The sequence below is a fragment of the Streptomyces sp. NPDC057302 genome, assembly GCF_042667685.1.
GTDB lineage: Bacteria > Actinomycetota > Actinomycetes > Streptomycetales > Streptomycetaceae > Streptomyces.
Window position 1 is genome coordinate 241298 of the sequence record NZ_JBHUZJ010000001.1, and the last position, 14127, is coordinate 255424.

At 73.1% G+C, this 14127-nt stretch carries 1 protein-coding gene; it reads left to right on the forward strand.

Features of this window, described 5'->3' with window-relative positions; all coding sequences use genetic code 11:
• The first annotated feature begins 20 nt into the window (after positions 1 to 20).
• Positions 21 to 14108, forward strand: a complete 14088-nt coding sequence (locus ACFUPX_RS01000; protein ID WP_383313713.1) for an amino acid adenylation domain-containing protein — start codon at positions 21 to 23, stop codon at positions 14106 to 14108.
• Positions 14109 to 14127 lie beyond the last annotated feature (19 nt).

Below are 14127 nucleotides of genomic sequence, written 5' to 3' on the forward strand. Positions count from 1 at the left end.
AGTCCCTGAGGAGAGAAGCGATGACCCGATCCCTGGTCGAGGACGTGTGGCCCCTGTCGCCACTGCAGGAAGGGCTGCTCTTCCACGCCGCCTTCGACAGCGAGGGTCCCGACGTCTACCAGGGGCAGCGGCTGCTCGAACTGACCGGCCCACTCGACGCGAACCGCCTGCGCACCTCCTGGCAGGCGCTCCTCGCCCGGCACGCCGCGCTGCGGGCGAGCTTCCGCAGGCGCAAGACGGGTGAGGCGGTGCAGGTCATCGCGCGGGACGTGGAGCTGCCGTGGCGTGCGGCCGATCTCTCCGCTCTGGCGGCCACGGAGGCGCGGGCCGAGGCGGAGCGCCTGGCGGGCCGGGAGCGGGCCGAGCGCTTCGACCTCGCGGCGGCTCCGCTGCTGCGGCTCCTGCTGATCCGGATCGGTGCGGACCACCACCGCCTGGTGGTCACGAGCCACCACGTCCTGATGGACGGCTGGTCCATGCCGGTGCTGCTCGACGAACTCTCGGCGACGTACGCGGCGGGCGGCGACACCTCCGGGCTGCCGCCGGTGACGTCCTACCGCGAGTACCTGGCCTGGCTCGGCCGCCAGGACAGGGACGCGGCACGGGCCGCCTGGCAGGCGGAACTGGCCGGGGCGGACGAGCCGACACTGGTGGCGCCCGCGGATTCGGGCCGGTCGCCCCAGCCTCCGGAGAGCCTGGTCAACGAGCTTCCCGGGGAGCTCACCGAAGGCCTGGTGCGGTTCGCCCGTGGCCAGGGTCTTACCGTCAACACGGTGGTGCAGGGCGCGTGGGCGCTGGTCCTCGCGCGGCTCGCCGGGCGCACGGACGTCGTGTTCGGCGCCACCGTGGCCGGACGGCCGATGGAACTGCCGGGCGTCGAGTCGATGGTCGGCCTGTTCATCAACACGCTTCCTGTGCGGGTACGGCTCGACGCCGGTCAGTCGGTCGCGCGCATGATGGCCGAACTCCAGGAACGCCAGTCGTCCCTGATGGCACATCAGCATCTGGGTCTCCCCGAGGTGCAGGGGCTCGCCGACTCCGGCGGCGCGGTCTTCGACACGCTCCTCGTGTACGAGAACTATCCGAGCCCGCCCGCCGGACCCCCGGCGCCGGACTCCTTCACCGTGCGGGTCGCCGCCGGCCAGGAGACCGCCCACTACCCGTTCACGCTGGTGGTGGCGCCCGACGGCGACCGGATGCTCTGCAAGCTCGACTACCGGCCCGACCTGTTCGACCGTGAGACCGCCGAGTCGGTGTTCGCGTGGCTCGTGCGGGTGCTCGACCAGCTGGTGGCGGATCCGTCGGTTCTCGTGGGGCGGGTCGGGGTGCTCGCGGCGCCCGAGCGCGGACTTGTCGTGGAGGGATGGGGCGGCACATCGGGCGAGGAGCCGGGCGGCCTGATGCCGGAACTGATTGCCGGACGCGCGGAGTTGGCACCGGACGCGGTGGCGGTAGAAGGCGAACGGACCCTTTCGTACGCCGAGTTGTGGACGGAGTCCGGCCGCTGGGCCAGCTACCTGGCGGACCTGGGGGTGCGGCGCGGCGACCGCGTCGCCGTCGTGACGGAGCGGTCGCCGGACCTGCTGCCGCTCCTCCTCGGAGTGTGGCGGGCGGGCGCCGCCTACGTGCCGGTCGACGCGGGCTCTCCGCTGGAGCGGGTGGGGTTCGTCCTCGACGACTCGGCTCCGGTCGTCGTGCTGTGCACGGAGAAGACCCGGGCCGTCGTGCCGGAGGGCGCCGAGCCGGTCGTGGTCGACGACCCGCACGTGCGCGGGGCCGCGCTCGCCCCGCGCGCCGACGACGAATCGCCCGTGCCCGTGCCCGTCGGCGCGGACGACGTGGCGTACGTGATGTACACCTCGGGATCCACGGGAGTCCCCAAGGGCGTCGCGGTCTCGCACGGCAGTGTCGTGGCGCTGGTGGGGGAGCGCGGCTGGTCCATCGGACCGGACGACGCGGTGCTCATGCACGCCCCGCACGCCTTCGACGTCTCCCTCTTCGAGGTGTGGGTCCCGCTGGCCGCCGGTGGCCGGGTGGTCGTCGCCGGGCCTGGCGCGGTCGACGCCGAGCAGGTACGGGAGCACGCGGCACGCGGGGTGAGCGCGGTGCATCTGACCGCCGGTTCGTTCCGTGTCCTGGCAGGGGAGTCACCCGAGTGCTTCGCCGGGCTGCGCGAGGTCCTCACGGGCGGCGACGTGGTGCCGGTCGCGGCGGTGGCACGGGTGCGCGAGGCCTGCCCCGACGTGGTCGTACGGCATCTGTACGGGCCGACCGAGGTGACCCTGTGCGCGACCTGGCGGGTCTGGGGGCCCGGCGACGCGGTCGGTTCGGTGCTGCCCATCGGACGCCCCCTGGGCAACCGGCGGGTGTTCGTCCTGGACGCGTTCCTCCAGCCGGTGCCGTCGGGCGTGACCGGTGAGCTGTACGTGGCGGGCGAGGGACTGGCGCAGGGGTACTGGGACCGGGAGCAGCTGACCGCGGAACGCTTCGTGGCCTGCCCGTTCGTGCCGGGCGGGCGGATGTACCGCACCGGAGACCTGGTGCGCTGGTCCGACACGGGTGAACTGCTCTTCGTCGGCCGCGCCGACGCGCAGGTCAAGGTGCGCGGCTTCCGGGTGGAGCTCGGCGAGGTGGAGGCGGCGCTCGCCGCGCACCCGGCGGTGGCGCAGGCTGTCGTGGTCGCCCGTGAGGACGGCCCGGGTGAGCGCCGCCTGATCGGCTATGTCGTACCCGGGACCCCGGAGGGCATCGACCCTGACCTCGTCCGCGCGCACGTGGCCAGGACGCTGCCCGACTACATGGTGCCGGCCGCCGTCCTCCCCCTGGACGAACTGCCCGTCACCCGCAACGGCAAGGTCGACCACAAGGCCCTGCCCGCCCCCGACTTCGCGTCCCGGGCCACCGGGCGGGCGCCGCGCACGCAGGCCGAGTCGGTTCTCTGCGGCCTGTTCGCCGAGGTGCTAGGCCTGGAGCGGGTCGGCGTCGAGGACAGCTTCTTCGAGCTCGGCGGCGACTCGATCATGTCGATGCAACTGGTCGCGCGAGCCCGCCGCGCAGGCCTGGTGCTGACGCCTCGGCAGGTCTTCGACGAGAAGACCCCGGAGCGCCTCGCACGCGTCGCGCAGACGGCCGAGGGGACGCGCGGCGCGGGCACGGACCGTGACGCGGGCGTGGGCGACGTGCCCTGGACGCCGGTGATGCGGGAGCTGGGCGAGCGGGCTCTGCGCGGCGGGTTCGCGCAGTGGATGACGGTCGGCGCTCCGGCAGGGCTCGGCCGGGACGTGCTGGTGGGCGGTGTGCGTGCGCTTCTCGATGCGCACGACATGCTGCGGGCACGCGTGGTGACCGGCGGTGATGACGGACCCAAGCTGTCGGTGGGGCCCCGGGGTTCGGTGGAGGCCGAGGATCTCGTCGCCCGTGTCGACGCGCAGGACGCGTCGGCCGGCTCGCTCGATGACATCGCGGCGACGGCGGCACGCGAGGGCGTGGACAGGCTCGATCCCGCCGCGGGTGTGATGGTCCGGGCCGTGTGGGTGGATGCCGGGCCGGGGCGCGACGGGCGACTGGTCCTAGTGGTGCACCACTTGGTGGTCGACGGAGTCTCGTGGCGGATCCTGCTCCCGGATCTGCGAACCGCCTGCGAGGCGCTGGCGGCAGGCCGGGAGCCGCGGCTCGACCCGGTGGGAACACCGTTCAAGGGATGGGCCGACGCCCTGACCGAAGAGGCGGGCGGCGAGCGCCGCACGGCGGAACTCACGCGGTGGACCGAACTGCTCGGCCGTACGGAACAACCCATCGGGCGCCGTGAGTTGGTGCCCGAGAAGGACACCGCCGCGACCATGCGCCGCCGGTCCTGGACCGTGACGGCGGAGGACGCCGCCACCTTGGTGGGCAGGACGCCGACGGTCTTCCACTGCGGTGTGCACGAGGTGCTCCTGGCATCCCTGGCGGGCGCGGTCGCCCACAGGTGTGGTGAAGCCGCCCCCGGGGTCCTGGTGGACGTGGAGGGTCATGGGCGTCAGCCGGTGTCAGGTGCGGAACTGTCGCGCACGGTCGGCTGGTTCACGAGCGTCCATCCGGTGCGTCTGGATCTCGGTGGCGTGGACGTGGGTGAGGTGGTGGCCGGTGGTCCGGAGGTCGGTGCGCTGCTGAAGGCGGTGAAGGAGCAGGTGCGGGCGGTACCGGGCGACGGGCTCGGCTTCGGTCTCCTGCGTCATCTCAACCCCGACACGGCACCGGCCCTGGCGGCCCTGCCGCGCCCGCAGGTCGGCTTCAACTACCTGGGCCGGTTCACCGCCGACGCGGCGAAGGACACCGTGACCCCCTGGCAGCTGTCCGGCAGCGAGGCGATCGGCGGCTCCATCGACCCGGAGACGCCCGCCCTGCACACCCTGGAAGCGAGCGCCGCCGTACAGGACACGCCACAAGGGCCGCAGCTGACCCTCACGTTGAGCTGGCCCACCGGCGTCCTCGACGACGCCGAAGCGGCAGAGATCGGCCGTGCCTGGGACCGGACTCTCGGCGGTCTGGCCGCTCACACCGCCGACCCCGCCGCCGGTGGACACACACCGTCCGACTTCCCCCTCCTGGACCTCACGCAGCGGAACATCGCAGAACTGGAGGCGCCCGAGCCGGAGTTGGTGGACGTATGGCCGCTGTCACCGTTGCAGGAAGGGATGCTGTTCCACGCCACGTTCGACGAGGAAGGGCCCGACGTCTATCAGAGCCAGCGGCTGATGGCGCTGGACGGGCCGCTGGACGCGGCCAGGCTGCGGGCCGCGTGGGAGGCGCTCCTCGACCGGCACGCGGCACTGCGGGCAAGCTTCCACCGGCCCGATTCCGGCGAGGCGGTACAGGTCGTCGCCCGGCGGGCTGAACTCCCCTGGCGCGAGGCCGACGTATCAGGACTGGCGGACACGGAAGCGCAGGCCGAGGCCGAGCGTCTGGCCGAGTGCGAGATGGCGGAGCGCTTCGACCTGACGCGGGCGCCGCTGCTGCGTCTGCTGCTCATCCGCTTCGGCGAGAACCGCCACCGACTCGCCGTCACCAGCCACCACATCCTGGTGGACGGCTGGTCCATGCCGGTCATCCTCAACGAGGTGTCCGCGCTGTACGCGGCGAGCGGCGACGTAGCGAGCGGCGATACGGCGAGCGGAGACGCGGTGCTCATGAAGCCGACCGCCTCCTACCGCGACTACCTGGCCTGGCTGGAGCAGCAGGACAAGGAGGCCGCACGGACCGCCTGGCGAACGGAACTGACCGGCGCCGACGAACCGACGCTGGTGGCACCGGCGGATCCGGGCCGGCCACCGGTGGTGCCGGCCGTCAGCTCGGCGGAGCTCTCCCGGGAGAAGACACTGGCGCTGACCGAGCTGGCCCGCGCCCACGGGCTGACGGTGAACACCGTGGTGCAGGGCGCCTGGGCACTCGTCCTCGCCCGCCTCGCCGGGCGCACGGACGTCGTGTTCGGCGGCACTGTGGCCGGGCGTCCCCCGGAGCTTCCCGACGCCGAGTCGATGATCGGCCTCTTCATCAACACCCTGCCCGTACGCGTGCGGCTCGACCCCGCCAAGACGGTCCTGCAGACGCTCGCCGAGCTACAGGAACACCAGTCGGCGCTCATCGCCCACCAGCACCTGGGCCTGTCGGAGATCCAGCAACTCGCGGGACCCGGCGCGGTCTTCGACACGATGCTGATGTTCGAGAACTACCCGCGCAACGCGGCCACCCTGCCCGGACCCGCCGACGGCGGCCCGGCGGGCGACGAGGTCTCGATCACCCAGCTGAGCACGCTGGCCGGGACGCACTACCCGCTGGCCGTGGGAGTCATCCCCGCAGAGCGGCTGCGGATCCTCGTGACCTACCGGCCCGATCTGATCGAACGGGAGAGCTCCCTCAGGACCGCGCGTCAGGTCATACGGGTCCTCGAACAACTGGTGGCGGACCCGTCGGTGCCGGTGGCCCGGGTGGACGCGCTGGATGCCGGGGACTGTGCGTCGGTCGTGGAGGACTGGAACGCCACAGGGGTACGGGCCTCTGGCGGGACCGTGCCTGCACTGATCGCCGGACGGGTAGGAACTTCGCCGGACGCGGTGGCCATCGAGGCTGAACGGGCCGTTTCGTACGGGGAGTTGTGGGACCGATCGGGCCGCTGGGCCCAGTACTTGTCGGGCGTGGGAGTGGCGCGAGGGGATCGTGTCGCGGTGGTGATGGAGCGGTCGTCGGACTTGCCTGCGCTGCTTGTGGGGGTTTGGCGGGCTGGTGCTGCGTATGTGCCGGTGGATGTTGGTTGGCCGGTGGAGCGGGTGGCGTTCGTGTTGGGGGATGCGGGTCCGGCGGTGGTGGTGTGTGCGTCGGGGAGCCGGTCTGTGGTGCCGGAGGGCTTCGGTGGGCGGCTGGTGGTGGCGGATGACCCGCAGGTCACCGAGGCGCTGGCCGCAGTTGAGTACGGAGAGCCTGGTGCTCCCGTGGCGGCGCATGACGTGGCGTACGTGATGTACACGTCGGGCTCGACGGGCGTGCCCAAGGGTGTGGCCGTGCCGCACGAAAGCGTCGCGGCGTTGGTGGGGGAGCGGAGTTGGGACGTGGGCCCGGCGGACGCGGTGCTGATGCATGCCCCGCATGCCTTCGACGTATCGCTGTTCGAGCTGTGGGTTCCGCTGGCCGCCGGTGGCCGTGTGGTGATGGCCGGTTCCGGTGTCGTCGACGCCCAGCAGCTGCGCGAGCACGTGCGAGGTGGGGTGACGTCCGTCCATGCCACGGCCGGGCAGTTCCGGGCGCTGACGGAGGAGACACCCGACTGCTTCACCGGGTTACGTGAGGTCCTGACCGGCGGGGACGTCGTCCCGGCCGGGTCGGTGGCCCGGCTGCGGGAGGCCTGCCCGGACGTCGCCGTGCGCCACATGTACGGGCCGACCGAGGTGACCCTGTGCGCGACCTGGCACGTGCTGGCTCCGGGCGACGCGATGGGTTCCGTACTGCCGATCGGCCGTCCTATGAGCGGCCGGCGGACCTTCGTCCTTGACGCGTTCCTGCATCCGGTGGCGCCGGGCGTGACCGGTGAACTGTATGTGGCGGGCGCGGGGTTGGCGCAGGGTTACTGGAGCCGCCCGAGTCCGACCGCGGAGCGATTCGTGGCCTGCCCGTTCGTGCCGGGTGAGCGGATGTACCGCACCGGCGACCTGGTGCGCTGGACGGAGGGCGGGGAGCTGCTCTTCGTCGGCCGTGCGGATGCCCAGGTCAAGATCCGCGGCTTCCGCGTGGAGCTCGGCGAGGTGGAGGCCGCCCTGGCCGCCCATCCCGCCGTGGCCCAGGCGGTCGTCGTCGCCCGCGATGACGGCCAGGCGGAGCGCCGCCTCGTCGGCTACGTGGTCCCGGACGGTCCGTCGCCGGACCCCGAACTCATCCGCGCCCACGTGGCCAGGACCCTGCCCGACTACATGGTCCCCGCCTCCGTCCTCACCCTGGAAACCCTCCCGGTGACCCGCAACGGCAAGGTCGACCGCGACGCCCTGCCCGCCCCCGACTTCGCGGGGAAGGTCACCGAGCGGGCGCCGCGCACGGAGACCGAGGCGGTCCTGTGCGCGCTGACGGCCGAGTTGCTGGGTCTGGAACGGGTCGGGCCCGACGACAGCTTCTTCGAGCTGGGCGGCGACTCGATCATGTCGATGCAGCTGGTCGCCCGTGCCCGCCGCGCCAACCTGCTCCTCAAGGCGCAGGACGTCTTCGAGCACGAGACGCCCGCGGGTCTCGCGGCCGTGGCCCAGTACGTGGGCGTGGAGACGGGCGCGGCGGAATCGGGCATCGGTGACGTCCACCCGACACCCGTGATGCGGGCGCTCGGCGAGCGAGGTCTGCGCGGCAGGTTCGCGCAGTGGATGAGCGTCGGCGCCCCGGCAGGTCTCGGCAAGGACGTCCTTGTGGGCGGTGTCGCCGCCGTACTCGACGCGCACGACATGCTGCGTGTGCGCGCCACGGCCGGTGGGGACGGGCTCGTGCTGTCCGTGGGGCAGCGCGGTTCGGTCGACGCCGCCGCTCTGGTCACGCGGGTCGACGCGGCGGACGCGCCGGACGACGATTCGCTGGACGCTCGCGCGGACCGGGCGGCCCGCGAGGCCACCGAGCGCCTGGATCCCTCGGCGGGTGCGGTGCTCCAGGCCGTCTGGGTGGACGCCGGGCCGGAGCGGACCGGCCGACTGGTCCTCGTACTGCACCACTTGGTGGTCGACGGGTTGTCGTGGCGCATCCTCGTCCCGGATCTGCGGACCGCGTGCGAGGCGTCGGCGGCCGGACGTGAGCCGGAGCTCGACCCGGTGGGCACGTCGTTCAAGCAGTGGACGGACATCCTGGTCGCGCAGGCCACCGGCGAGAGCCGGACCGCCGAGCTCGCGGACTGGACCGCACTGCTCGGCGAGGCCGAACCACCGCTGGGCAACCGCGCGTTGGACCCGGCTCTGGACACCGCGGCCGGCATGCGCCGCCGCTCCTGGACCGTGCCGACACACCTCGCGGCCACGCTGGCGGGGCGGACGCCCGCGCTGTTCCACTGCGGGGTGCACGAGGTGCTCCTGTCGACGTTCACGGGAGCGGTCACGCACTGGCGCCGTGGCGAGGGCGGGCGGCACGTGCTGCTCGACGTGGAAGGACACGGCAGGGAGCCCCTCTCGGGAGCAGAACTCGCCCGCACCGTCGGATGGTTCACCACGACGAACCCGGTGCGCCTGGACGCCGCAGGAATCGACCTGGACGAGGCGCGCACCGGCGGCCCCGCGGCCGGAGCGCTGCTGAAGCAGGTCAAGGAGCAGGCGCGCGCGATACCGGGCGACGGGCTCGGCTTCGGTCTCCTGCGCCACCTCAACCCCGACACCGCACCGGCCCTGGCGGCCCTGCCGACCCCGCAGATCGGCTTCAACTACCTGGGCCGTTTCGCGACGGCAGCGGCAGCCCCCGAGGTGGAGGGAGAGGCGGAAGCAGGCCAGGTCGCCCCCTGGGCGCCGGCCGGTGGCGAGGCGATCGGCGGCTCGGTGGACCCGGACATGCCCGCCCTGCACGCCATCGAAGCAGGCGCTGCGATACAGGACACCCCCGAAGGCCCGGAGCTGACCGTCACGCTGACCTGGCCCACCGGAGTCCTCGACGAACCCGAGGCGGAAGACCTCGCCCGGATCTGGCTCGACCTGCTCGCCGGCCTGGCCGCCCACACCACCGCCCCCGACACCCACACCGACTCCGAATCCGCCGACTCCGCCACCGGCTCCACGGTCGGCGGGCACACCCCCTCCGACTTCTCACTCCTGGACGACCTCACGCAGCACGAAGTCGACGAACTCGAGGCAGCCGTGCCGGATCTGGCCGACGTATGGCCCCTCTCGCCGTTGCAGGAAGGGCTGCTGTTCCATGCTGGATTCGACGAGCAGGGACCTGACCTCTACGAAGGGCTGCGCGTACTCGACCTGGACGGGCCACTGGACGTGGACCGGCTGCGGGCCTCCTGGGAGGCGATCATCACCCGGCACCCGATCCTGCGGGCGAGCTTCCACCGGCGCGCTTCGGGCCAGGCGGTGCAGGTCATCGCGCGCGAGGTGCAACTGCCCTGGCGCGAGGTCGACCTGTCGCCCCTCGACGCGGCCGAGGCGCGCGCCGAACTCGACCGGATCGTCGAGGGCGAGCGTGCCCGCCGACTGGACGTGACGCAGGCGCCGCTGCTGCGCCTGCTGCTGGTCCGGCTCGGCGAGAACCGGCATGCCCAGGTGGTCATCAACCACCACATCGTCACGGACGGCTGGTCGCTGCCCGTCCTCATCGCCGAGATGTCCACGATCTACGCGGCGGGCGGCGACGGGCGGACCCTGCCCGCCGCGACCTCCTACCGCGAGTACCTGGCATGGCTGGAACGCCAGGACAAGGAGGCCGCGCGCGAGGCATGGCGCTCGGAGTTCACGGGCTCGGACGAGCCGACGCTGGCCACGCCCGACGACCCCTCCGCCGCGTCCGCCGTGCCGGAGCGCGTGCCCTTCGAGTTCGGCGAGGAACTCACCCGCCGTGTCGTCGACTTGGCGCGCGGCCACGGCCTGACGGTGAACACGGTCGTGCAGGGCGCCTGGGCCCTGCTCCTCGCCCGGATCGTCGGGCGCACGGACGTGGTCTTCGGCGCGACGGCGGCGGGCCGTCCCGCCGAGCTGCCGCGCGTGGAGTCGATGGTCGGCCTGTTCATCAACACGCTGCCCGTACGGGTCGATCTGCTGGGGGAGCAGTCGGTCGCCGCGATGCTGACCGGCCTTCAGGAGCGGCAGGTCGCGCTCATGTCCCACCAGCACATCGGCCTCTCCGAGATCCGCAAGGCCGCGGGCCCCGGAGCCGCCTTCGACACGCTCGTCGTCTACGAGAACTACCCGCGCCCGCCCCTCCGGGAGCCGTCCCCCGACACCCTGTCGATTCTCCCCGGCGGCACACCCGAGGACACGGGCCACTACCCGCTGACGCTGATCGCGGTGCCGGGCGAGCGCCTGCACGGCGAGTTCATCTACCGGCCCGGTGTGTTCGACCGTGCCTGGGCGCAGGAGATGGTGACGTCACTCGGCTGCGTGCTCGAAGGAATGGCCGCCGATCCGTCGGCGCCCGTTGCGCGGGTGGGCGTACTGGGCGGGGCGCGCCGCGAGCTCGTCGTGGGCGAGTGGAACCGTACGCAGAAGCCGGTGACCGCCGAGACGCTGCCCGAGCTGCTGCGGGGGCAGGTGGAGCGGTCGCGGGATGCCGTCGCGCTGGTATCGGGCGAGCGGTCCTTGTCGTACGCCGCATTGGAGGCCGAGGCCGGACGCTGGGCGCGCGGTCTGATCGCGGCCGGGGTCGGGCCCGAGCGGCGGGTGGCCGTCCTCGCGCCGGGATCCGTGGCGACGGTGATCTCCGTCCTCGCGGTGTCCATGGCGGGGGGCGTCTTCGTGCCGGTGGACCCGGGATACCCGCCGGAGCGGGTGGCGTTCGTGCTCGCGGACGCGGACCCGGCGGTGATGCTCTGCACACGGGAGACGCGGGCCCTGGTACCGGAGGACTTCGGGGGCCGACTGATCGTCCTCGACGACCCAGGCGTCGTCGCGGCGGTGGCGGAGAGGGCGCCAGGTCCCATCCGCCAAGAGGAACGGACCGGCCCGCTCGGCGCGGACAACGCCGCGTACGTGATCTACACCTCGGGGTCGACCGGGACACCGAAGGGCGTGGTCGTGCCGCATGCGGGGCTCGGCAACCTGGCGCGGGCGCAGATCGAGAGGTTCGCGGTGGGGCCGGACGCCCGGGTGCTCCAGTTCGCCTCGCTGAGCTTCGACGCCGCGGTCTCCGAACTGTGCATGGCGCTGCTCTCGGGAGGCGCACTCGTGCTGCCGGGAGCGGACGCACTGCCGCCGCGGGTGCCGCTCGGGCAGACGGTCCGCGACTGGGGCGCCACCCATGTCACGGTGCCGCCGAGCGTGCTCTCCGTGGAGGAGGAACTGCCCGCCGGGCTGCGCACGTTGGTGGTGGCCGGAGAGGCGTGCCCTCCGGCGCTCGTGGACCGGTGGTCCGAGGGGCGCCGGATGGTGAACGCGTACGGACCCACCGAGCTGACGGTGTGCGCGGCCATGAGCGCGCCCCTGTCGGCGGCCGGACAGGCAGAAGGGACCGAAGCAGGCCGGGACGCGGTGCCGATCGGGCGCCCGATGGCCAACGTCCAGGTATTCGTCCTCGACCGCTTCCTCCAGCCCGTCCCGCCGGGAACGCCGGGCGAGCTGTACGTCGCGGGCGCGGGAGTGGCCCGCGGATACTGGGCGCGGCCCGCGCTGACCGCCGAGCGGTTCGTGGCGTGCCCGTACGTGCCGGGCGCGCGGATGTACCGGACCGGGGACCTGGTGCGCTGGACCGGGGACGGTGAGCTCGTCTTCATCGGCCGCGCGGACGCGCAGGTGAAGGTGCGCGGCCACCGGATCGAACCGGGCGAGGTCGAAGCGGTCATCGGCGCGCATCCCGGGGTCGCCCAGACGGTGGTCGTGGCGCGCGACGACCGGCGGCCCGGCGAACACCAGCTGGTCGCGTACGTCGTCGCCGATCCCTCGGAGGCCTGGCGCACCGAACAACTCCTCACCGCCCTGCGCGACTTCGTGGCCCAGCGGCTGCCCACCTCCATGATCCCTTCGGCGTTCGTCCCGCTGGACCGGCTGCCCCTCACCGCGAACGGGAAGGTGGACCGGCGTGCGCTGCCCGCCCCCGACTTCGCGGGGAAGGTGTCGGGGCGCGAGCCGCGCACGGAGACCGAGGCGCTGCTCTGCGCCCTGTTCGCCGAAGTGCTCGGCCTCGAACGGGTCGGCGTCACGGACAGCTTCTTCGAGCTGGGCGGCGACTCGATCTCCTCGATGCAGCTGGCCTCCCGCGCCCGCCGCGCCCAACTCGTGGTGACGCCCCGGCAGGTCTTCGAGGAGAAGACCCCCGAGCGCCTGGCGACGGTGGCGGAGGCCGCCGACGGCGCAGGCCGCGACGCCGTCGAGGACATCGGCGTCGGCGAAGTGCCCTGGACCCCGGTCATGCAGGAGCTCGGGGAGCCCGCACGCCGCCCGAGGTTCGCGCAGTGGGCCGTCGTCGGCGCACCGGCCGGCCTCGAACGCGACGTACTGCTCACCGGTCTGGCCGCCGTGCTCGACACCCACGACATGCTGCGCGCACGCGTGGTCACCGCGGAAGACGACGGCGCCGGACCACGCCTGGTCGTAGGCGAACGCGGAACCGTGGCCCCCGCGGACCTGGTCACCCGAGTGCCTGCCCATGGCGCGGCTGCCGAGGCGCTGGACGAGACCGCTGAACGCGCGGCGAGGGAGGCCGTGGGGCGGCTTGACCCGACGTCGGGCGCGATGTTCCAGGTCGTGTGGGTGGACGCGGGCCCGGACCGGGTCGGCCGCCTCGTCCTGATGGTCCACCACCTGGCCGTGGACGCAATGTCCTGGCGGATCCTCGTGCCCGACCTGGCCCTCGCCTGTGAGGCAGCGGCGGCGGGGCAGGAGCCGGTGCTCGACCCCGTGGGCACATCGTTCAGGCGCTGGGCGAACCTCCTGTCCGCACAGGCGACGGGGCCCGAGCGGGTGGCGGAGCTCGACGCGTGGACGGCCCTGCTCGACGGCACGGAACCCCTCATCGGCGAGCGGGCGCTCGACCCGGCGGCGGACACCGCCGAGACGACGTCCCGCGCCTCCTGGCAGGTCCCACGGGAAGCGGCGGCCACGCTGGCGGGCCGGACGCCCGCGCTGTTCCACTGCGGAGTCCACGAGGTGCTCCTCGCGACCCTCGCGGGCGCCGTCACGCACTGGCGCGGCGAGGGTGGGCACGTACCGAGCGGCGAGAGTGAACACGTACTGCTCGACGTCGAGGGCCACGGCCGTGAAGCGGTCGAAGGCGCCGAACTCTCCCGCACGATCGGCTGGTTCACCAGCACCCACCCCCTGCGCCTTGCCGTCGCCGACGTGGACCTGGCCGAGGTGGCGGACGGCGGTCCGGCGGCCGGGGCGCTCCTGAAGGCGGTCAAGGAACAGGCGCGGGCGGTCCCGGGCGACGGCCTCGGACACGGGTTGCTGCGCCACCTGAACCCCGACACGAGCCAGGCCCTCGCCGCCCTCGCGCGCCCGCAGATCGGCTTCAACTACCTGGGCCGGTTCGCCGCGGGCGACCCGGCCGAGAGCGGCACGGTCGCCGCCTGGCAGATGGCGGGAGACACGGCGATCGGCGGCTCGGCCGACCCCGGCATGCCGTCCATGCACGCCCTGGAAGCGGGCGCGGCCATCGTGGACACTGCTGACGGGCCCGAGCTGACCCTCTCGCTCAGCTGGGCGGGCCAGGCCGTCGACGGCGCCGCGGCCGAACGCATCGGACGGCTCTGGCTGGACATGCTCGGCGGCCTCGCCGCCCACACCACCGACCCCACGGCCGGCGGACACACACCTTCCGACTTCCCCCTCCTCGGCCTCGCGCAGAGCCAGATCGAGGAGCTCGAAGCGGGATTCGACCCGCCGGTCAACCCGGCCAACACGACGAACCCGGCGAACACAACCAACCAGATGAACTCGACCAATCCGCTCAGCCCGCTCAAGCGGCCCTGAAGCCCTGCGACTCCGAGGC